The organism is Paenibacillus sp. EKM211P, from assembly GCF_011066175.1.
Classification (GTDB): domain Bacteria; phylum Bacillota; class Bacilli; order Paenibacillales; family Paenibacillaceae; genus Paenibacillus; species Paenibacillus polymyxa.
In genome coordinates, this window is sequence record NZ_JAAMNS010000005.1 from 1 (window position 1) to 26343 (window position 26343).

Consider the following 26343-nt stretch of genomic DNA (forward strand, 5'->3'; position numbering starts at 1 on the left):
TAAATACCTTAGCGATTCGTACACAACCAGAAGGGGATAAGAAGGTTCAAGATTATCTTCGGGAAGTGAGAGACAAGTTGCTAAGCGCTTATGAAAATCAAGAATATCCGTACGAAGAGCTGGTGGAGGAAGTAAGTGTAACGAGGGATATGAGCCGAAATCCACTGTTCGACGTCATGCTGGTATTGCAGAATACCGAGATGAAGGAGATGGAACGTCCAGGTGTGAAGTTCATGCCACGGGGACTTGATAGCGGAAAAGCTCAATTCGATATGACGATAAGTGTGGAAGAAGTCGAGGGCCGTCTTGCATGTGTGCTTGTATATAAGAAAAGTCTCTATGCTCAGGCCACGATCGAAAGAATGATCCGTCATTATGTGAAAACGCTGGGATTGCTTACCCAGTGGGCGGATAAGCCGATTAAAGAGATCGAGCTGGTAGACGATGAAGATCGTCAGTGTCTGATGGGCTTTAACCAAACAACAGCTCCGTATGAGAACCAAGCAACACTTGTCCAATTATTCGAACAGCAGGTCGAACGAACGCCAGATGCGGTAGCGGTCATGTTCCGAGAGGCCTCGCTCACCTATCGCGAGCTTAGTGAAAAGGCCAATCAATTCGCCAGAAAATTGAGGCAGCATGGTGTCTGTCGGGATCAGATTGTCGGTATTATGATGGAGCGTTCCTTGAAGATGATCATCGGAATTTATGCTGTCTTAAAGGCCGGCGGGGCATACTTGCCGATCGATCCGAGTTTTCCGCGGGAGCGGGTCGAATACATGCTGACTGACAGCGGGACGGAAATCCTGTTAACGCGGGGACGTAAAGACGATGCGATTCCTAAGCGGATACAACAACTGGATCTGGAAGAAGAATTATCGGACGACGGGGATAAATCTAATCTGGAGCCTATCAATCACCCTACCGATTTGGCTTACGTCATCTATACTTCCGGTTCTACAGGGAGACCGAAAGGGGCGATGATCGAGCATCATTCCGTCGTCAATCGATTGAACTGGATGCAAAAGAAATACCCGATTGGCCCGGGAGATACGATTCTACAGAAGACGACGTTTACTTTTGACGTATCCGTGTGGGAACTGTTCTGGTGGTCTTTCCAAGGTGCGGCAGTTGCCATGCTTGAGCCCGGCAGCGAAAAGGAACCGGCGAAAATAGTGGAAGCTATCGCGGCCTATCAGATAACGACCTTGCATTTTGTACCATCGATGCTAACTATTTTCCTAGAACAGATCAAGAGCAGTAAGGAAAGTGAAAAACTAGTGACGTTAAAGCGTGTTTTTGCAAGTGGAGAAGCGTTGCTGCCGAAGCAAGTAGAATCGTTCAATCAATTGCTGTATCGCAAGCAGGGAACAGAATTGATCAATCTGTATGGACCGACAGAAGCGACAGTGGACGTCTCGTTCTTTCCTTGTTCGAAGGAAGAGGCAATCCGTGTTGTTCCGATCGGGCAACCCATTGATAACACGCGATTCTATATATTAGACAAGAATCAGAAGATGCAACCGATCGGGGTGCCGGGAGAATTGCATATTGCTGGCGTGGGGCTGGCGAGAGGATATTTGAACCGTCCGGAGCTGACAGCAGAGAAATTCGTGTCCAATCCCTATGAACAAGGGGAGAAGATGTACAGAACGGGCGACTGGGCCAAATGGATGCCGGATGGAAATGTCGAGTATTTGGGCCGGATCGACCATCAGGTTAAGATCCGTGGCTATCGAATCGAGCTAGGTGAGATTGAGAGTGTTCTTAGGAAGCAGCCAGGGGTCCGAGAAGCTGTAGTATTAGATCGGCAAGACGAATTCGGAAGCAAATACCTCTGCAGCTATATCGTCAAAGAAACGGATGTATCGGTTGAGACGATTTGGGAAGGACTACGGTTGGAACTCCCAGATTATATGATTCCCGGAGTGATGCTGGAAATCGGATATATTCCAGTGACGAACAATGGGAAAATGGATCGAAAATCCCTGCTGAGCATGGATATAACTCCTGTAAGGCGGAATCAATTTGAAGCTGCAGCGAACGAAACGGAAGCAAAATTGACACGCATATGGGAGAATATCCTGGGGGTAGACGCTGTTGGTGTCCATGATAACTTCTTTGAACTAGGAGGACATTCGATCAAAGGCATTAAACTTCTTGCTAGCATACAACAAGAGTGGCATATCAAACTTGCTTATCGGGATCTCTATTCCAATCCGACTGTCCGCGGTATTGCAAGTTGCATCATTAGCAGCCCTGCTGAGCAAGACGATCAAATTCAACCTATAGAGAATCAAGATCATTATGAAACTTCTTTTGCACAAAAGAGAATGTGGCTGCTGAACCAACTGGAGCCAACCAGTACATCCTATAATATGCCAGGTACGATCCCTTTACAGGGAGAGTCGGCGGAAGCTTGGATCGAGGCTGCGTTCCATGCACTGCTTCAAAGACATGAAGGCTTTAGGACTTCATTCATTGAAAAGCAAGGAGTTATTGTTCAAAGAATAGAAGCGTTCCGCCCGGTAGGACTTGAAATCGAAAATCTATCGGAACTCTCGCACATAGAAAAACGACAACGATTATCGGAGCTGAAAAATGAATTGTACCGTACAATATTCGATCTTTCACAAGCGCCGTTATACAAGGTGAAATGTGTGAAGGTCGATAAAGACCAATACGAGGTAATTTTCTGTATCCACCATAGTATTTCGGATGGTTGGTCGATGGAAATTATTCGAACAGAGTTTAATGCACTGTACGATGCATTGAGAACCGGCCAGCCTATCGCTATGAAACCTCTGGAGGTTCAATATAAGGACTTTTCTCGTTGGCAAAACCAGATGATCGCGAAAAATATGGGAGAAGCGTTGAATTACTGGCAAAGTAAGCTGATGAAAGCTCCGGAAAAGTTAATGCTACCAGTACGAATGAATGAAAGGGACGAGAGCAGTGACGGTCATGTGAGTACTGTGCTGGACGTGAACGTGAGTCGAAGACTGAATGAATGGGCAGCGAAAAGTAATGCAAGCCTATTCTCCGTATTTTTGTCCGCTCTTTACGTGCTTCTCAATAAAATAACGGGTCAACAAGATATAACGGTAGGGACGGCCGTGTCTGGTCGGGAACATGTTGAGAGTGAACAAATGATGGGGTGTTTCGTCAACACACTCTTGCTACGAGAATGGGTTGAGAAAGAGGAGACTTATTTCCATTTCTTCAATAAAGTAGCTCGCCATGTATCTGAGGCCGTAACGTATCAGTCTTACCCGTTGGAGCTGGTACTCGATCAAATAGGGATACCTTATCCAGAGATTCAGGTGTTTCTAAATGTTCTGAATATATCCGAGCAACATCAGGTAATTACAGGCTATGACTCCGATTCCTCCGATCATCTAAAGGTAAAGTTTGATATTGTGTTTTATGTTATTCCGTCGCCTGATGAAGGAATCCGGTTGACCTGTGAGTATCGCAGAAGCAAATTTGATGATGCCAGTATGGAGTTTTTATTCCAACAGTACATGAATCTCATCCAGGAAATTAGTGGTGATGGGAATCAACATATTGCTGATATGGGGCGTAACAACAGAAGAAAAATTGGCACGAAATAAGTATACCTTGTAAGCAAGCTCAGAACGATTAAGAAGTAACTGCCTCCAATACGGGACCCCGGAGATTAGATGGGGGGTTAGTATGTGATTGGGGGCAGTTGCATATTAGCTCAATTCATGTGAGGAGGCAACGAGTTTGATATTGATTACCGAATTTTCAAAACAAGCAGCAAAGCATCCCGAACGTATTGCGGCTCGAACCGAGCATAAAGAAATGACATATAAGGAGCTAAGTGAACGAAGTGATCGAATGGCTTCTTACTTGAAAAGCCAGGCGTATACGAAAGGTCATGTCGCTCTTTTCTTCGAACAGGGAATCGATATGATTGTGTCTGTTTTTTCTGTATTGAAAGCAGGCATGACTTATATTCCCCTTTCGGATTCCTTTCCTGATCTACGTATGAAATACATATTGGAAGATGCTCATGCAGAAATCCTCGTCACAAACACAAGAAATATGGAAAAGGCCTACGCCGTCAAAAGCTTCTTAAATCATACGATTGAAATTATCAACATCGATACGGTAGACGCTGTGGGAGAGATAAGTAGCAACGATGCGAAAGCATTTCCTAATGAAATAGCCTATATTCTATACACGTCTGGATCTACGGGAAATCCCAAGGGAGTCATGCAAAAGCAGGAGAATATTTATTATTATGCTCGACAATACGCTATTCGTATGAATATTCAACCGGGCACGAAGATGACGCTGTTCTCCTCCTTTAGCCATGACGCTGCGGTAATTGATATTTTCAGCGGTATATTACACGGGGCTACGTTGTATCCGAAAGACATGCGGGAGGAAGCTTCATTTCATCATGTTTTGGCATGGTTGAAACAGGAGAAAATAAACATTTGGCATTCCGTTCCTACACTTTACCGTCATTTCTGTTTGGCATTAAGGGGACGGGAGTCATTCCATGATTTAACCCATGTGGTGCTAGGTGGTGAACATGTCGTTCTTCAAGATATTGTCAGATTTGAGACGTTTTTTGATGGACCGGTGTTGGTAAATCTATATGGGCAATCCGAATCTTCCTTTAATTCCAGCCAATGGATTGCAGGTTCGTCCACCGATACTCCGATCCGGTTAGGCGATCCGATAGAAGGAACCCAAGTCTTCGTCGTTAATGAGCATAATGAAGAAGTGATGCCGTTAGGTGTAGGTGAAATTGTTATTGCCAGCGCCTATATTGCTCCAGGGTATTGGGGGAAACCGGAAGATACTACTAAGGTGTTCGATACAGATCCGGAGCTAGGTCGATTATACTGGACGGGTGATAAGGGCAGGTTGGAAATTGACGGATCTATCACATGGATGGGGCGAAAAGATAATCAAGTTAAAATCAGAGGATACCGTGTAGAGCTGGCCGAAATTGAGCATTGTATGATGGGAATCCAGGGCATTCGGGATGTAGCCGTCGTCGCACGGGATAAAGGAGATGAGGAGAGCGAGCTTGTTGCCTTCTATACGATAACGAAGACGGCTGTAGATAAAGAGATTCAGCAATATATGAAAGGCCGGCTGCCCGACTACATGATTCCAAGTTATTTTATAGCAATGGATCAAATCCCGTTGACCGCCAGTGGGAAAATAGATCGGAAATCCTTACAGCATCTCAATATAGAAGTTAAAAATAAGAATAAATACATCGAACCGCGTGATGAAGTAGAAGTGAAGCTGGCGTTACTATGGGAATCACTTCTAGGCGTGGGACAAGTAGGAATTGATGATCATTTTTTCGAGTTAGGTGGGCATTCGCTTAAAGCAATTCAGTTGGTCGGAGCTATCCAAAGAGAATTCGGTGTGGAGATGGGTGTGCGGTATATCTTTGATCATCCGAGTATTCGAGAGTTAGGGGGAAAAGTAAAGGAATGTAGTGAAAAGACAGTCGAGGTTTTATCGCCACTGGAAAAAAAGGAGAGCTACCCTGTAAGCTCCGCTCAAAAGCGATTGTATGTCATTCAAAATCTAAATCGTAATAGCATAGCTTACAATATGCCCATGTTGTTGGAACTCCGAGGGGAAATCGATCTAGATAAAGTAAGACAAGCTATTCGCGCTTTAGTCATGAAACATGAAGTTCTGCGTACAAGCTTTCACATGGAAAGGGAGTCTATCGTCCAAAAAGTTCACGATAACGTTGAACCGGAAATGGAGTATATCAAGACAACAGGTAAAGAGCACACAGATCAGGTGATCGCCGGTTGGATTCGACCCTTTGATCTTGCTAAAGCGCCCTTGATGCGCAGTGGAGTGATCGAAACAGGAGATCGATTGCTACTGCTACTGGATATGCACCATATCATTAGTGACGGAACTACCATGGGAATTTTAGCAGAGGAATTTGTCAGAGCATACGCGTACGGTGCTCTGGAAGTTGAACCCATTCAATATAAGGAGTATGCCCAATGGGAAGCAGAACAAAAAGAAAAGGGTTCATGGGAAAAGCAAAAAGAGTATTGGAAGAAGGAATACGAGGAAGAAATTCCGGTACTTGAGCTTCCTACGGATGGAGCCAGAGGGAAGACAGAAGATAACCAAGGGGAGAAATTCCGGTTTGAAATTGAGGAAGAAACGGTACGGGGACTAAAGAAAGTAGCCAGCACGGTAGGTGGAACGCTGTATATGGGACTGATGGCGGGGTTCAGTATCCTATTGTCAAAATACAGTAGGCAAGAGGACATTGTCGTTGGGACTCCCATCGCTGGAAGAAGACTGGCTCAGGTGGAGAACATGGCAGGAATGTTCGTTAATACATTAGCGATCCGAACAAAACCCGTAGGAGACAAGCGGATTGAGGATTATCTTCAAGAAGTGAAAGAAAAACTTCTTGGAGCCTATGAGAACCAAGACTACCCGTACGAAGAACTGGTGGAGGAAGTTCAAGTAAATCGGGATATGATCCGGAATCCGCTGTTTGATGTCATGCTGGTATTGCAGAATAACGAGTTAAAAGAGTTGACGATTCCTGGGGTACAGATCACACCTGCCTTGGTTGACAGTGGGAGGGTGAAGTTTGATATCTCTCTAGTGATATTAGAGCATAATGAACGGCTTATCTGTGAAGTGGAGTTTAAAAGCCAACTGTTTCGTCGCGCTACGATTCAATCTATGATGAAATACTTTGTCCGTATTCTGAGACAAATTAGCGAAGAGGGCTATAAGCCTATTAAAGAGATCGAGCTGGTAGACGATGAAGATCGTCAGCATCTGATGAGCTTTAACCAAACAACAGCTCCGTATGAGAACCAAGCAACACTTGTCCAATTATTCGAACAGCAGGTCGAACGAACGCCAGATGCGGTAGCGGTCATGTTCCGAGAGGCCTCGCTCACCTATCGCGAACTTAGTGAAAAGGCCAATCAATTCGCCAGAAAATTGAGGCAGCATGGTGTCTGCCGGGATCAGATTGTCGGTATTATGATGGAGCGTTCCTTGGAGATGGTCATCGGAATTTATACTATCTTAAAGGCCGGCGGGGCATACTTGCCAATCGATCCGAGTTTTCCGCGGGAGCGGATCGAATACATGCTGACTGACAGCGGGACGAAAATCCTGTTAACGCGGGGACGTAAAGACGATGCGCTTCCTAAGCGGATACAACAACTGGATCTGGAAGAAGAATTATCGGACGACGGGGATAAATCTAATCTGGAGCCTATCAATCACCCTACCGATTTGGCCTACGTTATCTATACTTCCGGCTCTACAGGGAGACCGAAAGGGGTGATGATCGAGCATCATTCCGTCATCAATCAATTGAGCTGGATGCAAAAGAAATACCCGATTGGCCCGGGAGATACGATTCTACAGAAGACAGCGTTTACTTTTGACGTATCCGTGCGGGAACTGTTCTGGTGGTCTTTCCAAGGTGCAGCAGTTGCCATGCTTGAGCCCGGCGGCGAAAAGGAACCAGCGAAAATAGTGGAAGCTATCGCGGCCTATCAGATAACGACCTTGCATTTTGTACCATCGATGCTAACTATTTTCCTAGAACAGATCAAGGGCAGTAAGGAAAGTGAGAAACTAGTGACGTTAAAGCGTGTTTTTGCAAGTGGAGAAGCGTTGCTGCCGAAGCAAGTAGAATCGTTCAATCAATTGCTGTATCGCAAGCAGGGAACGGAATTGATCAATCTGTATGGACCGACAGAAGCGACAGTGGAAGTCTCGTTCTTTCCTTGTTCGAAGGAAGAGGCAATCCGTGTTGTTCCGATCGGGCAACCCATCGATAACACGCGATTCTATATATTAGACAAGAATCAGAAGATGCAACCGATCGGGGTGCCAGGAGAATTGCATATTGCTGGCGTGGGGCTGGCGAGAGGATATTTGAACCGTCCGGAGCTGACAGCAGAGAAATTCGTGTCCAATCCCTACGAACAAGGGGAAAAGATGTACAGAACGGGCGACTGGGCCAAATGGATGCCGGATGGAAACGTCGATTACTTGGGCCGGATCGACCATCAGGTCAAGATACGTGGCTATCGAATCGAGTTGGGTGAGATTGAGAGTATCATTAATAGTCAGGAGAATGTTAAAGGTGCTGTGGTACTCGTTAAAGGGGATAAAGGCAAACCACAATATATCTGTGCGTATATAGCCATGGAAGGCAATGAAATACAGCCCATCAAAAATGAGTTAAGAAGAAAGCTACCAGACTATATGTTACCTTCTTCATACGTGAGGGTTGAGAAGTTGCCTGTGACGAATAACGGAAAATTGGACCGGGCCGCGTTATTGAAATTGGAGGAAACGGGTAGCGAGAACCGTGTTAGAATTCCTCCGCGGAATTTCAACGACCATACCATTGCGGAGATATGGAAACAAATATTGGGCTTGGATGAGGTTTATATACAGGATGATTTCTTCGAAATCGGAGGTTCCTCAATCACGATCATTCAGGTTGCGAATCGTATTCGAGAAGCGTTTGGTGTTGAAGTATCCGTCGCTGATTTAATGGTATATAAAACTATTCAAGAGTTATCGGAATATATTCTTACGATAGATTCCTCTTTGAATGGGCAGTTTAAAAATGTTTTCAAAATCAATAAGAGTACCAGTCCCAAAAATATTTTTATTGTACATGGAGCGGACGGAAATATTTTTTATTATAGGCATTTGGCTAAGTTGCTAGAAGATAAATACAGCGTATATGGTATCCAGCCAAGAGGTTTAAACGGAGAAGAGCCTTTTCCGGATAGTTATTTCCAAATGTTACATGACTATCTTAAGGAAATCAGAATGATCCAAAGCGAAGGCCCGTATATTTTGGGAGGTTATTGCATTGGCGGCTATTTGTCCTACGATCTTGTGAATATCATGGAGTTGCAAGGCGATAAGGTTACAGCGTTGCTTCAACTGGATGAAGAAGCCTTCATCGAGGATCGACTGAGGAAATCTATTTTCTTGTATCGAAGTATTCTGAATGTCATTGAAGTTTTGCGCAAAATCCGTCGTAAAGAAAAAATGTTCACCATGGAAACCTTTATGAATCTAATTCCAAAGGCCAAGCCAATTTCTAAAGATCGTCAGTTGGAAATTCTGAAAGAAAGAAACACGATTCGAAAATTTTTCGGGGAAGAACTGTCGGTTCGCTCGAATTATGCTTATCTTGGATTTATAAGTGCACCTACGCTTGTCATAAAGGCATACGACAACCAGCATAGGTTATTCAAAGAAGAGTTATGGAGAAAGATGGTTAAAGGTTCATTGGAATATTACGAAACACCTGGGGATCATGAAACCGTTTTGCTGCCACCTTATGTAGATAATGTGGGGGAGATCGTGTTGAAATATCTAGAGCAGTTTGAATGAATAGGGCGGTAATCGTTGTGTGTGGCTGTGATGTTCGCATTAAGTAGATCAGGAGGATGGAAGATGGAGATTGTGATGGAGAGACGGGAATATCCACTATCTCACCCGCAAAAAAGAATTTGGTATATGTCCAATGTATATGATAATAGCTCGTTGTATTCCATTGGCGGTTACTTAAAGCTGAACGGGCCGATTGATTTTCAGAAGATGGAACAGAGTATACAGCACGTGGTGAAGAGTAATAGCGCCTTTCATTTACGATTTGTTGAGAGAGAGGAGAGCGCTGTTCAATATCTCGAAGTGACATCAGCTTCCATTGATTTTTTGGACTTTAGTGTTTATTCGAACGCCAAAGAGGAATTTTTCAGTTGGTCTGAACAAGAAATGCAAAAGCCATTTCTGTTAACGAGTGCCCCTCTATATTATGTTGCTATGTTTAAAATAAGTGACCATGAAAACGGTATATTTCTTAAAATGCACCATCTAATTTCAGACGGCTGGTCTTTTGGTCTTGTTGGAAAAAAGATATGCAGTGCATATGAACAGTATGTACGAAACATCAACGCCGATGAACAATTTGATGATGCTTACTTTTCATTTATTGAAAGAGAGCAGGCCTACTTGGCGTCTAAAAGATTTTTAAAGGATCAAGCGTTTTGGAATGATAAATATATGAATATTCCTGAGAGCATGACTATGTCTGTTCATGAGAACATCAAAGGGAAAAGACAGGTATTTCTCATGGATGATACGAAATCATCTATCATTCGAGCATTCGCAGATCGCCATCACTGCTCAGTAAATACATTTTTTATTGCTTTATTTTTTACGTATTTAAGTACCATGCAGGCTGAGGAAGAGCTTGTAATCGGAATCCCCCTACTCAATCGGCCAACCAAAATGGACAAAGAAGTTATTGGTATGTATACCGGTACCATGGCATTTAGGTATGACATGAAGAAGGGATTGCCATTTCATGAATTGTTGAAAGACGTTCACAAAGAAATCTCCTCATGCTTCATGCATCATAAGTTTCCTTATGATTTATTGGTAAAGGACTTGACATTAACAAGACAGGGTTATAACAGTTTGTTCAAACATTGTATTAATTTCTACAACACTTCGATTGACTATGATGTAGACGGAATGTCAGTGGAATTGGTCGAACAATATAACGGCAGCCAACCTTACGAGCTTCAAATGGTCGTTGACGAATGGAACCAAGAAGGAAAATTTACTCTGGCATTTGATTATCTAACCTCCGTGTATTCCGATGATCAAATTCTTGATCTCTGGGAGTATTTGATGTCCCTGATTGACTGCGTGGTATTGGAACCTTGTCAGCCAATAGAAAAGATTGATGTGGTCCAGGGTCCTGTAAAACAAAAGCTAATTTATGATTTTAACGCAACAGAAGCAATATATCCTTGCAACAGGGATATTGGAATTCTATTCGAAGAGCAGGTAGACAGAAGCCCGGGACGGATTGCTCTAACTTTTAAAGATGAGAAATTGACCTATTGGCAATTAAATGCAAAGGCAAATCAATTGGCTAGAAAGCTGCAAATGTTCGGCGTTGAAAAAGGGTCGCGGGTAGGAATCGTGGTCACGCATTCTCTGGAAATGGTCATTGGAATTATGGGTGTAATCAAGGCTGGGGCAGCGTATGTGCCTATAGACAGTGCCTATCCAATAGAAAGAATAAACTATATGCTTAGAGACTCTCAAATATCTATTATTCTGACCAATATGGATATAGAAGAGAGATTTGATTTCAAAGGGGAAATCGTACAACTGGACAATCCGGATTTATATTCTGGAGAATCAGGGAACTTAGGGCAATGGAATACTCCTCACGATCTTGCTTATGTGATCTATACTTCCGGTTCAACGGGAGTTCCTAAGGGGGTAATGGTTGAACACCGAGGGCTGACGAATTATATTTGGTGGGCTAGAAAAATGTATATTAACCATTGGGATGAGGCCTTTGCGCTGTACTCTTCCATTTCATTTGATCTAACAGTTACTTCGCTCTTTACCCCGTTAATCAATGGGAATCAAATTCATATTTATGATGACGATGGATCGGAGTTTGTGCTGTACAAAATCCTAAGGGAAAACAAAACGAACATTCTCAAATTGACGCCTTCTCACCTGTCATTACTTAAAGATACCGATTACCAAAGTTCTACAGTAAAACGCTTTATTGTAGGCGGAGAAGATCTGAAATGCAGTCTTGCCGCTCAAATACACAGAAATTTCAATAATGGGCTGGAAATTTATAATGAATATGGCCCAACGGAAACGGTGGTAGGTTGTATGATCTACCGCTTTCAGGCGGATATGGATACGAATGGATCGGTCCCTATCGGAAAGCCTGCTGATAATGTTCAAATCTATATATTGGATCAAAATCATAAGCCAGTCCCCGTTGGTTTTGCCGGAGAACTTTATATTTCCGGAGATGGTGTAGCGAGAGGTTATATGAATCAGACGGAATTAACCAGACAACGATTTATTCCGAATCCTTTTCACGATGGATGTATCATGTATAAAACAGGGGATTTAGCTAGATTCCGAAGAGACGGGAATATCGAGTATATTGGCCGGGGAGAAGAGCAAGTAAAAATTAGAGGCCATCGCATCGAATTAGGAGAGATTGCGGAGCAATTATTGAAAATGAACGGTATCTATGATGCCGTCGTAGTGAATAGGGAGGATAAGCAAGGAAAACAGCAGCTTTATGCTTACTACACATCGCTCAGAGCAATCTCGGATCGAGAGATTAAAAATCATCTTCGGCAATTTTTGCCTGGCTATATGATTCCGGCTTTCATGGAACGACTGGAGCAAATTCCATTGACGGTGAATGGGAAAGTGAATACCCGCCAGTTGCCAGAACCTCAAGATCGCGGACAGATGGAGTATGTGGCTTACCGGAATGAGAAGGAAGAAATTCTTGTCAAGGTGATCCAAGAGGTTCTGAATGTTGAAAGAATAGGAATGACGGATGATTTTTATGAGCTAGGCGGTGATTCTATAAAAGCGATTCAAATAGCCAATAAGCTAAACGCTTCTGGCTGGGTAATTAAAGTAAAAGAACTGATGTCACATACGATTATAGAAGAAATGGCAGTTTACTTAAAATCGGAACAAGTTTCTGAAGCGGAACAAGGACCAGTTGAAGGAGAGATAGGTTTCAATCCTATTGCGAAGTGGTTCTTCGCTCAACATTTCAGCAACTCCAATCATTGGAATCAGTCGCTATTACTAAAAATCGATCCAGAAGTGACATGCGCAATGCTTGAACAAGGGTTTCGTGAATTAATCCGACACCATGATGCATTGCGTATGAACTATGATGAAAAGTTAGATCATCTGTATTACAACAGTCGTTATCTAAGGGATGATTATGAATTCCGCATCAATGAAGTAGACATCCGTGACCAATTACACGATCAGCAAGATGTGCAAATGAGCGTAATCGGAAGCCAGTTGAAGTCATCTTTGTCAATTACTCGTGATGTACTGTTAAAAGCGGTTCTAATTCACTTGGGGCCCGTGAGAGGGGATCGTCTATTAATCACGGCACATCATTTAATTATGGATGGGGTTTCCTGGACGATATTGGTAGAAGATTTGAATCGAGTCGTACAGCAACAACGCAATGGTTTGCCTGTAGAGCTGTCACCGAAAACTCACGCCTTACAGGTTTGGAACCAAGAGATGCAGAACTATGGAGATCACATTCAGGCAGAAGAACGGGAATATTGGAGGCAAGTGTGCAGAGATCGGGCCGTATATCCGGTTGATTATGATCGGGGAGCAGATCGAATAGACCAATGCGCCATTCTTCAAGGCGAACTTAACGAGATAGACACCCAACGATTAACAAGAAGTGCAAATGCAGCTTACGGTACGGAAGCCCATGAATTATTGCTCATTGCATTGGTATTCGCAGCGACAAAAAATACGGGGCAATCAAAAGTCACTTTTGAATTAGAAGGGCATGGACGAGAAGAAATTTCGAATCGAGTGAACATATCAAGGACCATAGGCTGGTTTACAAGTATGTATCCTGTTAATTTGTATGTCGAAAGTGACAGCTTAAGTTCACAAATTAAAGGATTAAAAGAACAGATCCGCCATGTTCCGAAGAAAGGCCTCGACTACGGAATTATTACGTATATGCAAAACGAGATTGATGAAAATTCGGATAAACACATTCGGTTTAATTACTTAGGCGATTTAGGTGCTTCGTTGAATCAAACGGTATTTGCTTCCGCGAAGGAAGATTCTGGGAATGAGTCGGATGGAGCGAATCACCTGACGAGTTTAATGGATATTAATGTCATCATCATCGAAGGCAAATTGAGCATTTCGATACAGTATAGTCGTAATAAATTTAAATTAGAAACGGTTGCGCAATTATTGGCTGAATTTATCGCACAGATTCAAAGGCTATTAGATCATTGTTGTAACAAAGAAGCCAGAGAATTTACGCCTTCTGATTTTGATGCCATAGATTTAGAGCAGGCCGACCTGGATATTCTGTTTGCTGAGGTATGGGAGGGACATGATGAAAAAGATAATAAGAATCATATGGATAATGATGCCACTCTTGTCCGTTCTAGTGATTCCTGTACAGGCGATGCCACAGGCTGAGCTGTCGAGCACGCAAATCAGTCGCATCGAAACATTCGTGCAAGAAAAAATGAATCAAGGGAATATACCTGGTGCCTCTGTTGTCATTACCGAAGGAGACCACACTCTTTACAAGAAGGGATTTGGGTATTCTGACGTGTCAGCCTCCCAATCAGTAACCCCTGAAACGCTATTTGAGCTGGGCTCGAACAGCAAAGCATTTACGGCATTGGCAATTCTGCAGATGGAGAAAGAAGGCCTTATTCATGGCACGGATCCGATTGATCGGTATATTCCGTGGCTGAAGATGAAGTACAAAGGGACGGAACAGAAGGTATCTATCGAGCAACTTTTGCATCATATCAGCGGTATTCCCTTTAAAACGATAGCAGATATTCCTCCTGGTGAAACCGAGGATATGTTGGAACAAACGGTAAAAACACTGGTTGGCATTGAATTGGATACCCCTCCAGGGGACAAATTCTCTTATGCAACAATCAATTATGATGTATTGGGCTATCTTATTCAAACGGTATCGGGGCAACCCTTCGAGGAGTACATGCAAGAACATATTCTGAATCCGCTAGGGTTAACAGAGATATACTTATCTAGAGAAGAAGCTGCTTTGAAGGATTTTTCTAAAGGCTATAAGATAAGTTTCCTCAAGGCTAGACCGTATGAAGCGCCGATGTATAGAGGAAATACGCCGGCAGGCTATTTTATTGCCAATGCGAATGCCATGGAGACTTGGTTGAAAATTCATACAGGTGCAACGTCTTCTACTGAATTCGATCGTGATTTGATCCGTAAATCCCACGAACCGGATATGAATGCGACGGTAAATGAAAGTGGGGAAACCTATGCAAGCGGGTGGTATGTAAATGAGAATAAAAAAGAAGTTTCGCATGGGGGAAACAATCCGAACTATTCTTCTTACATGCTGCTGAATCAGCAGAAACTAATGGGTATTGCAGTGCTAGCCAATATGAACTCATCCTATACGGCAGATATTGCAAACGGAATCGCCGAGCTGTTAAACGGATCTGAAATCATGTCATTATCGGGTGATACTTATCAAAGCCTTGATAAAACGGCAACAGCAATCATGTTAATGACCTTTCTAGGCATGCTTGGTTCTATAATTTCTATCAGCTTCGTGATTCTTCAACTGCGCTCGGGTAAAAGAAAATATAACAGAATTGGCCTAAAAGAATTTGTAACATTGCTGTTGTCATTACTGGTTTTAGGGGTTATCGGATATTATCTGTATGAAGCACCAAAAACCTTTTTTAATGGAGTAACATGGAGTTTTGTTCAGGTATGGGCACCGAGTTCCTTATTAGCTGCGGTTTGGGGCGTTGTAATCTTTGGAGTGCTGATGTATATCAATCTGATATTGACGCAGCTTTTTAAGAAACATGATGCTAAACCGTATTTAAGTATTATTTTATTCAGTATTTTGAGCGGTTTAGGAAATTCCTTCATTATATTTATGATTAATGAAAGCCTTGGGAGAGGAGCGGGTTTTCAATTCCAGTTCTTTATATTCTTTGTATTGGGGATTGCCATCTATATCATCGGACTCAAAATATCGAGTACGAAGCTTGTTAAGTTGACAAATGATTTGGTTTACTCGCTGAGGACGACATTATTAAATAAAATACTAAATAGTCCCTATGAGGAAATAGAGAAGATGGACAAAGGTAAAATACATGCCGCTATGAATAACGATACGGAGGTGATCAGCAATGTCGCCAATTTCGTGACTCAAGCTGTGGCTAGCTTCGTAACGTTACTATGCTGTTTCATCTATTTAGGAGTAATTAACATATATGGATTACTTCTGAGCCTCTGCATTATACTCTTCATAGCGAGCCTTTACTTTTTGGCGGGAAGATCGGCCGGTAAGCTAATGGAAGCCAGTAGGGATGTCCAAAATGTATTTTTGAAGTTTATAAACGATTTGGATAGCGGATTTAAGGAGTTAAGGTTAAATTCGAAAAAGAGGAAAGAGTTCCAACTGGACATGGATCAGACGTCTGCTATCTATCGAGAAAAGAAAAAACAAGCTGCATTGAAATTTATAAATGTCAATGTCATGGGCGAGTTGCTGTTTACGCTGGCGCTTGGAAGTGTGGCTTTTATGTTTCCTATTGTTTTCAAGGAATTTCAAAGTGGAAACTTAAGAAGTTATGTCTTTGTACTTCTGTATATGACGGGACCTATCCATGGGATATTAAATGTGATTCCCAATATCGTTCAGGTCAATGTGAGTTGGAAAAGAGTAAATGCCATACTTAAGCAAATACCAGCATCGGATTCTGATCAACATGTTAAGCGAATAGCAGTTAACACGTCTAGCCTCGCGTTGAAATTGAAAGATGTAGCGTATGTATACCCGACAACAAATCAGGATCACTTTGCAGTTGGTCCGATAAACTATACGTTTCGGGCTGGTGAGATTACATTTATAACGGGTGGCAATGGAAGCGGTAAATCGACTTTAGCCAAGCTAATTACGGGATTGTATTGTCCAACGGAAGGCAGTATTCAGTTACAGGGTAAGGAGATCGTCTCGGAATCATTAGGTGAATATTTTTCAACAATATTTAGCGATTTTTATATCTTCGATAAGCTTTACGGAATCGATAGCGGGGAGAAGGAAGCGGAGATCCATACGTATCTAAAATTATTAAAGATCGAGGACAAGCTCCACATCCATAACAAGGCATTCAGTACGACAAAACTATCTACCGGTCAAAGAAAGCGATTGGCCCTCATGATCAGTTATATCGAAGATAAGCCGTTCTGCCTCTTTGATGAATGGGCTGCAGATCAGGATCCGGAATTCAGACATTTTTTCTATATGGACTTGCTTCCTGAATTGAAAAGAAGAGGTAAAATGATTATTGCGATTACTCATGATGACCGATATTTCAATGTGGCGGATCATATTATCAAAATGGAACTAGGACAACTCATTCAACAACGGGATTTGATGGAAGTCCCCAAGTAATTCTGTTATTAAATTAAGCCTCTTCAAGAGACGATCAATGCTGCAGAAGAAGGCTGTGTATTTGAGTCTAAGGAAGAAGTCTATCGCATGAACAAAAAGTACAGTCCCTTCGGAATATGGAGGGACTGTACCTTTTTTTCGCATGATTCCCGTGTAATTTCGAGGCTAGATATTGGAGTACCTTCTAGGTTCAATCTATGTTTGGTGCTGACCCCAAAGCATGAGACAAATTAAACACCTTAAAGAGAATGCAGCCATGTCGTAAGATATGGAGACAATCTTGGAGGTGTTTTTGCGTTGGCAACAAGAGTTAGCTACCGAGTAGAAGTGAAAATCTGAATGAGATGGTATCTCAGAGGTAAATGGAACCGGTTGGATCAGCCAGTCGGTAAACAATATAGCTACGGCAAAGGACCCGAATATACATCTGAACTCTAAAAGGTAAAGGATGAAAATCGGTTTTTGAAGCAACAACTAGATCCACTAAAAAAGTTCGAGGAGATGGAAAGGGGGAGTCACCAAAGATTGTAGTAGAGTGGGTCGAGTCTATCCGGGGGGGGGGGGGGTTAGTGTGACTTAGTCCTGTGCATGGATTGGGCTTCCTCGTGCCATCTACTATCGCTGGAAAGCCGTCTATGGGAGCACATCCAAGGTTTACATGGTTGGCGAACTCTGCAGGCAGCAAAATTTCGCTATGGTTACCGGAAAATCACGGCACTGCTTCGAAGAGCGCATAAGATTAATCACAAATACGTGTAGAGGATTATACAGCGCCAGGGACTGCAATGTCGTGTCAGGGTAAAGAAACACAGAGCTACAGGGCAGCCTGCTTACTTAGCAGAACATCTATTAAAGCGCCAGTTTAAGGCCGAGCCTCCATGCAGATATTACGTATTTGCCGTCTGGCGGAAAAATGTTGTACCTGTCGAGTATCTTGGACTTGTTTAATGGAGAGATTGTGGCATACAGTATATCTGGCAAACAAGACACAGGGGTTGTACTGGACACACTCAATCAGTTACCCGTTCTAGCAGGTATGATGCTCCATAGCGATCAGGGCAGTGTTTACACATCTCAGGCATATCAAGAGGCTGTAGAAGGAAAAGGCATTACCATGAGCATGTCCCGCAAAGGTATGCCCGCTGATAAAATGTCCCTATCGAATCGTCTCATTCCACACTAAAGTCTGAAACGTTCTATCTCGAAGGATTAACCTGTACGACGACGCCCATCGTCGAAGGGACCATTCGAGACTACATTACTTACTATAACTCAATTCGCATTCAAAAAAACTAAATAACCAGTCGCCAGTCCATTTCCAGCAACTGGATGCAATACCCCAATCCTTCAACCAATTAAGCGTAGCCAGCTTCTGATGAGGGATTCCAGAAGGATCATTGTAGTTCAATAACTGTTCTAGATAGCTCTTTTGCACCACACTCTTTACAACATCTGTAACCAGAGCATTAGTCTGCTCGAATGGGGTAACGAAGCCAAGGTCAATAGAGTCTTTTAAACACGGATCTTTCGAAATGGTTATCGAACGCGCTGCATTGGTTGAAACAAAATATCATTTCCGGTTACCCCATAGATTAATCCCTTAAGCTCGCACAGCTTGTATACACGCGTAATTGTGGTGAAATTCACATCCAGATAATCGGCAAGTTCCCGTTGCGGAGGAAGTTTGGTGCCCGGAGCCAAAAATCCATATGAGATATCATATTCGAGCAATAAGGTGAGAGAGCGGTAAAGTGGACGATTTAGTTGATTTAATGAACTTGTTCGGATTCGGTGCCGAGTATGCGATTCTGATGGCTCTGCCTTTTTTTACGATAAAGGAATTTTTTGAAGTAAATTTACTTATTGATCCATTTAATCCAGTAGGAGCACTGCTGTTAACCTTGATGGTGAACGCACGGCACTTATTTTACGGTATCTATGCTGGAAAAAATTTAAAGGAACAAGCTTTAAGAAGGTGTATTTAATTTTGGGATGTGCGAGGAGTCCTTTTCCATTAATTACACAGCGGATATTCTTAAAGAAGGGATAAAGGATGGTACATGTTTTTCGTTACCTGGCTTAATCATAGCTATTGGGTAATTGGTACCGCAATCGGCGGATTCTTTGGACCTCTAGTTACGATCAATATGGAAGGACTCGAGTTTGTTATGACTGCACTTTTTGTTGTCATCTTTATGGAGCAATGGATGAAGGAAAGTACACATCACAGTGCATTGCTCGGTTTAGCAATTTCCTTTTTATGCCTGCTTATCTTTAATAGTGAGAATTTTTTTATCATTCCATCAATGTTGGGACTGCTTATCGTTCTATCTCGTATGCGAGCCAAATTAAAGTAAGCGAGCAGGTGAAATGACGTGACGATGACTTTGTTGGAGAAAATCATCACTATTAGCAGGGTTGTTTTGGGTACCATGATGACCCGATTCATGCCTTTTATTTTGTTTCCAGCAGGACGCCCCTCGCCAAAGTATGTCCAATACCTTGGTACCGCGCTTCCCTCAGCAGCAATAGGCCTGCTTGTTGTTTATAGCGTTAGAGACGTTGCTTTTTTTTCTGGCAACCACGGGTCACCAGAGCTAATTTCAATCATTACTATTATTTTACTTCATTATTGGAAAAGAGATATGTTATTTTCTATTGCTAGCGGTACACTGCTCTATATGCTCCTTGTCCAGTTTATATTTTAGAGACGAAGGGATAGGAGGAAAATTGAAAGGATAAAATGCAGTTGTAGTACATCAGTGAGGAAGCATTGCCCTTAGGAAATGCAAGATTCGGGGTGCAGCTATTTTTAAGACGCTTTTTGCTTCTTGGGTATTTCGAATGATCTTTATATGCTCATGAGTAGAAGCAAATTGGCTGCTAACGGCAGTAATTCTTTACCTAAATGAGTAAGCTATAAAATTCTGTTCGCAAAATTGGACAGTTCTCGATCTCTTTTTCAAGTGTCTGTATATGAGATATCAGAGTAAATTGAGTATAGCCTAGGATTGAGGTAGCTTCTGTATAACTTCCTATTTCGAAAAAAATTAAAATGTAATAATAGTCCTAAGTTCCATTTCCTAGTCTAACTATGTATTGGAAAAAATGATAATTGTCTGTCAAACCTCAATTTTATCTATAGTCAATCATACCATATAATGAAGGCAATTCGTAAATAACCATCATCAAATGAATTGAGAAGAGGGATAAAGAAAGGAAGAGCTAAGGGGGAAAGAAAGTTTTACCATGCTGGTTAAATTGTCGGGCTCTGGGGGGCTTCCTACCTGTTTATTCGGATCGGCTCGACAGCACTTGGGCCAGAGTATTAATGAAAACTGCGGGTCATACCAGGTGGAATAATGCTTATGTTGATTTCTCAAATCAGCTACCATCGAATCTTTTCTTCAACACATTAAAAAAAGAAAAGCCAATTGAACTGGTTATCGGCCGACCATGATCGTCAATTTTTTAGTTCCTGTTTTTGGTCTAATATGGGGAGTAATTTTTCTTAGTGAGCATAGTTCATTATCCCTAGTGTAAAAGCGTATTGAAAAAAACAAAAAAATAAAATTAGGAGGAAATGAACGTGTACCTACCATCTTTTTCTTTGCAGGGGAGAACTGCTATTATAACCGGAGCAGGCAGAGGCATTGGTAGAGCCATCGCTGTCGGGTTGGCCGAAGCTGGAGCGAATGTAGCACTTGTCCCGCGCACCAAATCAGCTCTTGAAGAAACCGCATCTATTATCCGAGATTATACTAAAGCAGAAGCTTATATACTTCCGGCAGATATTACAGATCGTCAAGAGGTTGAAAGAGCAATAGAGGAATTAGTTTCTCGTGTAGAAAGGCTGGACATTCTGGTTAATAACGCAGGGATGAATATTAGAACCCCTGCGTTAGGTGTAACAGACAGTCAGTGGGATACTATTGTACAGACCAACTTGAAATGGGTTCTTGGCATCGCAAATCGCGGGCAGATATATAAAAGACCATGGGGGTGGACGAATCTTTAACATATCATCGGTTGGCGGACATACCGCATTAAGAACTGGGGTTGTTTATGGAGCTACCAAAGCAGCGATAATCCATATGACGAGGGTTCTAGCGCTGGTGTGGGGGAAATATGGCATTCACGTGAATTCCGTAGGGCCTTAGTACATTAGAACACCTTTACGGAGAAAGTACTTAGTGATAAAGCGTACCTGAAAGAGATTGAAGACAGGACGCCACTCGGTCGGATTGGCCAACTTCAGGAAGTTGTTGGTCCTGTTGTTTTTCTAGCGTCTGATGCAGCAAATTATATTACTGGGCAAACCTTACTGGTGGACGGTGGATTAAGCATCTATGGTTTCTAAGTTGGAAGTATAGTTCAAGTGCAGCAATTGAAATTCTATGTAGATAAAGTAGCAAAATCAAAAGCGTGTCTAAATTGATACAAGAGATCAAATCAATTAGGCACGTTCAAGGTCTGAATTCACCTTTCAGTATGTTTTAATTATTTACTATAATTACATAAACATACACCTTAATATCAAAAGAAAAAAGGGAGATATGGTTGGAAAAACATAGAGAAATTGAAATTGTTGAAATGACATTTAAAAACAAGGATGATTACGAACTAAAAGATTATCCTTTCATGTCTATAGGAAGGCTTATTTCTAAATTAGAAAACGGAGAATGGAGTTATCAAGAGGAGCTTTTTGAACAACCATATGAGTCAAAATACCCTGAGAACAAGGAGCTTGATGAATATATTGATAACAATAACAACATTGCTTTTTTAGACTAATCCGAAGGGGAATGTTTAGGACATATAAGACTCGGAACAATAGACGAACCCCAATTTGCTTCCATCGACAAACTAATCGTTTTGAGAATAACAGAGGAATAGGAATAGGGACTGCATTGCTTAAGAAGGCAAAGGAATGGGCATTACAAAAGGTATGAAGGGACTTACGCTTGAAACTCAGGATGTTAATTTACTCGCTTGCCGATTTTATTTGAAGAATGGATTTGAAATTCGAGCAGTGGATACTATGCTCTATTCAAACTCAAAATACAAAGATGAGAAAGCAATATTCTTCTATTCAAAATTTTGATACACTGTTGAACTTACAGTTAGATGCTAAATAAACCACTTGCTTGCAAATGTATGGGGGTAAACTGTGGAATTTATTAAACACTTGATTATATTCAAGCTACGCATCGGGGATCGCCAGCCTTGAATAGACTTCAGCGATTATCTTTATGGCCGAAACAAGGTGAGTAAACGTATCAAAAAAGCAGCCACTCAGGGCTGCTTTTATATTACAGGCTAATGGCTCGTGCATTTTACCCAATCGTATTCGGCGTATAGCGGATTCACTTCATTATACGGACCTAGCCAGTCGTTGATATCAGTACCATTCCATAAATTCATCATAATCTTGCCTGGCGTGCTCGGTATGTTTGTAGTTGCTGTATGTTTTAGAGCCCCGTCAATATACCACATAATGTATCCTGGTTGCCAATCGAAGGCATAGGTGTGAAAGCCTTTCGATGCATCAAAGCCCAGATCAATAACCTTCTCATGACCACCGATCCCATTTGTATAATAGTTGAATTGAACTTTGGTCGTGCCTTTACCTAAAAATTCAATATCTATTTCATCCCATTGCGTGCCATGAGCAGGTCCCGTATACGTGAAAAAGGAAGATACGGTACCTATATTTTTAGTAGGCTTCATGCTGACCTCGTATAAGCCATATCCGTAAGTGTTCGTAGATCGATATTCTCTGCAGTCAAATTTATTGTATGCAGAACTCGTTAAGCCAAGCTCCATTTTGCCATCGTTAGTAAAATTGACATTGTTGGAACGCCAAGTGCAATTAAACATGTTCCCATTTGAATATCCATCCGCTTTTTCATGCTTTTTAGTGATTATGAACTGAAGCTTCTATCTGTAGGTAAGTTCAACTGAAATATAAATGTGTTATTGGTGTGATTGAGCGTTAAGGTGCCTTGATGTAACTCAACAATATTCCTTGCTATGGAAAGCCCCAGCCCTGCTCCTGTTTGGATACCTTCGCTGCTTCTTGAGTGGTCAACTTTATAAAAACGGTCAAACAGCTTCTCTTTTTGATCTTGCGTGAGAGGAATTCCTTCATTTTCGACCTCAATCGTAATTTGCTCAGGAGTTGCTTGCAGTCGAATGCAAATGCCTCCCGGCTTTAAGGAATATTTTAAGGCGTTCATGAGAAGATTATCGATTGCTCTGGCCATTTTATCGCTGTCAACGGAGGTAATGATCGAGGAATCACCGATATCCTTTACGATATATACACCGTTTTCTTGAGCAATGGGTTCGAACTCGAACAACAATTGATCCAAAAGTTGAAATAAATTGATCCTTCTCAGATTTAAATGGGTATCGACCGAAGTGAGCCTTGTATATTCAAACAAGTCATCCAGCAACTTCTTCAAATGAATCGCTTTGTTATAGGTGTTCTGAACAAAGCGCGTATATTCATCTTTATTTTGATATGAGTCTGTTCTTAAAAGCTCGATATAGCCGATAATGCTGGTCAGAGGCGTACGCAAGTCATGTGAAATACCAGTGATCAGCTCCATCTTGGATTTTTCTATTTCACGTTCTTTTACAATCTGCTGCTCTAAACGTTCGGTCATTCGATTGATGTTGTGCGCGACCCGTCCAAGTTCATCTTGCCGAACCACAGGTACCCGATAATGTAAATTGCCTTCAGAAATAAATTGAAGCCCTTGCTCCAATGTAATTAAGTCTCTAACGATTCGTCGTGTCAAAACTAAAAAAGTAAAGATAAACGTAACCATAAACAAGGGGGTAAGAAGATAAGTAAAAAAATTGCGAAACCAATGCCATTCCATGACATTGCTAATTTCCAGGAAAAGTAAAATGAGAATATCATTTATAGCAATAGCGATAATGAGACTCAGCACCATCCTGATTAAAATGTTGACCTGGATGCGTTTTTTTCGTTTTGGCTTTTGTATATGTTCATTCAATTTTGTAGCCAACTCCCCACACCGTTTTAATATATTGTGGATTTCTTGGGAATTGCTCTAATTTTTCTCGTAAATTACGAATATGAACCATCACCGTATTGTCAGAGAACCCGTATGGCGCTTTCCATACATTTTCGTAAATGTGCTCTGAACTAAAAACCTGTCCAGGGTGGCTGGCAAGCAAGATCAGGATAGAAAACTCTAGAGGAGTCAGCGAAATTTCATTCCCCTTTAACTTTACCGAATGTTTACTCTTATCAATCACCAGGTCCTTAATAAGGATAAGCGAATTAAATTCTTCTTTTCCTATTAATGACTGACGCCGTAGCTGCGCTTTTACGCGAGCAAGCAATTCTAACGGATTAAACGGTTTGATCATGTAGTCATCGGCCCCGGTAGTCAGCCCATTGATTTTATCAATATCTTCTTCTTTGGCTGATAGCATGATAATCGGAATATTCGAGATTTCCCTTATTTTAAGACATGCTTTGATCCCGTCCATTCGTGGCATCATGACATCTAGGATAACCAGATGAATTGATGTTTTCTTTATAGCATTCAGAGCTTCCTCCCCGTCAGCCGCTTCAATCACCTGGTATCCTTCATTGCGTAGATATACATGAATGACATCTCGAATTTCGGAGTCATCATCCACAACAAGGATTGTATTCATTACTGACTGCTCCTTTTTTAAAAATTGGTAGAATTAAGATATTAAAGGTGCCATATTAAATTGTTATCCATAATCAGCCCACGTTCATTCCACCGTTTACATCGTTTCCCTTTTACGACAAACGTAAACGAAAGCAGGAGGGATATTGAGAGGCACCAAATCAATTTTTTCGATGATAAATTTTTCGGAAAGCTGCTTTTTCATTTGAAGTGAATATTGAAAGGCGATAAATAGGCCTCCAGGTTTGAGAGCTTTATAAATCTGTTCAACCAAGGTATCTCTCAATTCACGTTCAAAATTAAAAAAAGGTAGTCCGCTAAAAATACAATCCAACTGCTGAATGTTCTCTTGCTTCATTGCGTCTACTAAACGTTCAGCGTTCGGATGACAGGAGAAGTCTGGATATTCTGTCTGTAAATTATTCCTCAACGTCTCATCCATCTCAAATAATAACACTTTTGTTGCCTCACTTACCTGGGTATTGATACAACGTGTGATGGCACCAGTACCCGAACCGAGCTCTGCGACTGCCCTAACCTCGTTCCAAGGCGCTTGTTTAACCATTTTGGTCGCCAGAAACCGGGAGCTTGGTATAACACTTCCCACATTTTTTGGACTGTGAATAAAGCTCCGCAAAAATAAAAGATTTTCATTGAGTTTCAACTGATTATCCTCCATTACGGTTTATATACACAAATCATATTGAAAAAAACTAAGGATTTTATGAGTATATTTCTAAAGAAAATCTAAAGAATTCATCTATGGAAGGCTTAAAGTCTATGTTATCCAACCCAAAAAGCCTTACCAATCAAGTTGGTAAGGCTTTTTTATAAGAAGAAACAGTTAATTACTTTAGAATTTCTTTAGAAATATCCCTATAATCTCCTAAGATTTTTATACTAATATACTCTCATCGACATAACGAGGAGGTTAGAACATGATTAGCGATATTGTCTTACAGCTAGTCGATCATTATGGATATTTGTTTTTTTTCCTAGCCTTCTGCCTAGGCCCATTTGGGATTCCGGTTCCTAATGAGTTAACTATACTAACAGGTGGAATTTTGAGTAACAACGGAGTTTTAAACCCGTGGATTGTATATATGGTTATTCTCGCTGGTTTGTTTGTAGCAATTACATTTGCTTATTTTGCAGGCAGAATTTTTGGAGAGAAATTCAAACCCAAGTTTCAAAACAACCGTCATTTCTTGAAAGCAGAGAAACTTTTTGAGCAACACGGAGATATTGCAATGTGTCTTGGAATGTTAATTCCAGTCGTTCGGTATATTCTGCCTGTATTTGTTGGTCTCAACGGTGTCTCGTACAAGAAGTTTGCTTTGATTTCGTATTTGAGCGCGTTTGCTTGGACCACTACATTCTTTGCTTTTGGCAAATTCTTTGGACATCATATATTAAATTTGCTAGATACAATCGATCCTAAATTAGCCGTGGCTGCCCTAATAATAGCCGTTGGCACTTTTATCATAACGAAGTGGTTCAAGTTGATCTTTACTGCATGAAACGATGAATGAAATAAATAAGACAACACGG

At 41.6% G+C, this 26343-nt stretch carries 16 protein-coding genes and 2 pseudogenes; 13 read left to right on the forward strand and 5 right to left on the reverse strand.

The annotated features are described in order from the left end of the window. From G9G57_RS10445 to G9G57_RS26395, 6 genes are all read left to right on the forward strand, one after another. Nucleotides 1–3614 (forward strand): non-ribosomal peptide synthetase (locus G9G57_RS10445; RefSeq protein WP_164964915.1); only part of this gene is annotated, 3614 nt, incomplete at its 5' end. A gap of 136 nt (nt 3615–3750) precedes the next feature. After that, nucleotides 3751–9432 (forward strand): non-ribosomal peptide synthetase, encoded by a 5682-nt coding sequence (locus G9G57_RS10450; RefSeq protein ID WP_164964916.1) that lies wholly within the window; start codon nt 3751–3753, stop codon nt 9430–9432. Nucleotides 9433–9495: 63 nt separating this feature from the next. After that, the gene (locus tag G9G57_RS10455; RefSeq protein WP_164964917.1) at nt 9496–14097 is read left to right on the forward strand and encodes a non-ribosomal peptide synthetase; all 4602 of its coding nucleotides are present in this window, start codon (nt 9496–9498) and stop codon (nt 14095–14097) included. Continuing rightward, complete coding sequence (locus G9G57_RS10460; protein ID WP_164964918.1) at nt 14012–17092, forward strand: cyclic peptide export ABC transporter; 3081 nt, start codon at nt 14012–14014, stop codon at nt 17090–17092. The genes G9G57_RS10455 and G9G57_RS10460 overlap by 86 nt, the downstream gene beginning before the upstream one ends. An 886-nt stretch (nt 17093–17978) precedes the next feature. Beyond that, a complete protein-coding gene (locus G9G57_RS10465) occupies nt 17979–18275 on the forward strand; it encodes a DDE-type integrase/transposase/recombinase (RefSeq protein WP_257127106.1) in 297 nt (98 codons plus the stop codon). Continuing rightward, nucleotides 18251–18388 carry an IS3 family transposase gene (locus tag G9G57_RS26395; protein ID WP_164964955.1) on the forward strand — a complete coding sequence of 46 codons (138 nt, stop codon included), beginning with the start codon at nt 18251–18253 and terminating at the stop codon, nt 18386–18388. The genes G9G57_RS10465 and G9G57_RS26395 overlap by 25 nt, the downstream gene beginning before the upstream one ends. 37 nt (nt 18389–18425) lie before the next feature. On the opposite strand, the pseudogene G9G57_RS10475 reads toward G9G57_RS26395, so the two are convergent. Continuing rightward, nucleotides 18426–18880 (reverse strand): annotated as a pseudogene (locus tag G9G57_RS10475) (GntR family transcriptional regulator); the annotation flags it as partial. Between G9G57_RS10475 and G9G57_RS26285 the strand changes: the two are divergent. From G9G57_RS26285 to G9G57_RS25855, 6 genes and pseudogenes are all read left to right on the forward strand, one after another. Beyond that, nucleotides 18844–19077, forward strand: coding sequence for a hypothetical protein (locus G9G57_RS26285; protein ID WP_185156682.1), 234 nt, complete (start codon nt 18844–18846; stop codon nt 19075–19077). The pseudogene G9G57_RS10475 and the gene G9G57_RS26285 sit on opposite strands and share 37 nt — an antisense overlap. A gap of 75 nt (nt 19078–19152) precedes the next feature. Beyond that, entirely contained in the window at nt 19153–19449 is a 297-nt protein-coding gene (locus tag G9G57_RS26290; protein WP_185156683.1) for a hypothetical protein, read from the forward strand. Between the two features lie 18 nt (nt 19450–19467). Continuing rightward, the gene (locus G9G57_RS10485; protein ID WP_202984224.1) at nt 19468–19800 is read left to right on the forward strand and encodes a branched-chain amino acid transporter permease; all 333 of its coding nucleotides are present in this window, start codon (nt 19468–19470) and stop codon (nt 19798–19800) included. 881 nt (nt 19801–20681) lie between these two features. Beyond that, nucleotides 20682–21452 (forward strand): annotated as a pseudogene (locus G9G57_RS10490) (SDR family NAD(P)-dependent oxidoreductase). A 200-nt stretch (nt 21453–21652) separates the two neighbouring features. Beyond that, entirely contained in the window at nt 21653–21886 is a 234-nt protein-coding gene (locus G9G57_RS25850; protein WP_238799280.1) for a hypothetical protein, read from the forward strand. Between the two features lie 136 nt (nt 21887–22022). After that, nucleotides 22023–22196 carry a hypothetical protein gene (locus G9G57_RS25855; protein ID WP_371317252.1) on the forward strand — a complete coding sequence of 58 codons (174 nt, stop codon included), beginning with the start codon at nt 22023–22025 and terminating at the stop codon, nt 22194–22196. A gap of 215 nt (nt 22197–22411) precedes the next feature. On the opposite strand, the gene bglS is transcribed toward G9G57_RS25855, so the two are convergent. From bglS to G9G57_RS10515, 4 genes are all read right to left on the reverse strand, one after another. After that, nucleotides 22412–23020 carry a beta-glucanase gene (gene bglS / locus G9G57_RS10500; RefSeq protein ID WP_446724830.1) on the reverse strand — a complete coding sequence of 203 codons (609 nt, stop codon included), beginning with the start codon at nt 23018–23020 and terminating at the stop codon, nt 22412–22414. Continuing rightward, nucleotides 23017–24120 (reverse strand): sensor histidine kinase, encoded by a 1104-nt coding sequence (locus G9G57_RS10505; RefSeq protein WP_164964921.1) that lies wholly within the window; start codon nt 24118–24120, stop codon nt 23017–23019. Before G9G57_RS10505 ends, bglS begins: the two co-directional genes overlap by 4 nt. Further along, on the reverse strand, nt 24113–24793 hold the full coding sequence (locus G9G57_RS10510) for a response regulator transcription factor (RefSeq protein ID WP_017425615.1): 681 nt from the start codon (nt 24791–24793) through the stop codon (nt 24113–24115). The genes G9G57_RS10505 and G9G57_RS10510 overlap by 8 nt, the downstream gene beginning before the upstream one ends. A 96-nt stretch (nt 24794–24889) precedes the next feature. Beyond that, nucleotides 24890–25456: a class I SAM-dependent methyltransferase gene (locus G9G57_RS10515; protein WP_164964922.1), complete on the reverse strand. Its 567-nt coding sequence runs from the start codon at nt 25454–25456 to the stop codon at nt 24890–24892. Nucleotides 25457–25730: 274 nt separating this feature from the next. On the opposite strand from G9G57_RS10515, the gene G9G57_RS10520 reads away from it, so the two are divergent. Continuing rightward, on the forward strand, nt 25731–26312 hold the full coding sequence (locus G9G57_RS10520; protein ID WP_045244974.1) for a DedA family protein: 582 nt from the start codon (nt 25731–25733) through the stop codon (nt 26310–26312). The last annotated feature ends 31 nt before the right edge of the window (nt 26313–26343 follow it).

Bases quoted from the DNA above. Each gene is read 5' to 3' on its own strand.
- G9G57_RS10510 (WP_017425615.1), bottom strand. From the start codon at position 24,793: ATGAATACAATCCTTGTTGTGGATGATGACTCCGAAATTCGAGATGTC.
- G9G57_RS10455 (WP_164964917.1), top strand. From the start codon at position 9,496: ATGGAGATTGTGATGGAGAGACGGGAATATCCACTATCTCACCCGCAA.
- G9G57_RS25855 (WP_371317252.1), top strand. From the start codon at position 22,023: ATGGGCATTACAAAAGGTATGAAGGGACTTACGCTTGAAACTCAGGAT.
- G9G57_RS10460 (WP_164964918.1), top strand. From the start codon at position 14,012: ATGAAAAAGATAATAAGAATCATATGGATAATGATGCCACTCTTGTCC.
- G9G57_RS26290 (WP_185156683.1), top strand. From the start codon at position 19,153: ATGTTTTTCGTTACCTGGCTTAATCATAGCTATTGGGTAATTGGTACC.
- G9G57_RS10520 (WP_045244974.1), top strand. From the start codon at position 25,731: ATGATTAGCGATATTGTCTTACAGCTAGTCGATCATTATGGATATTTG.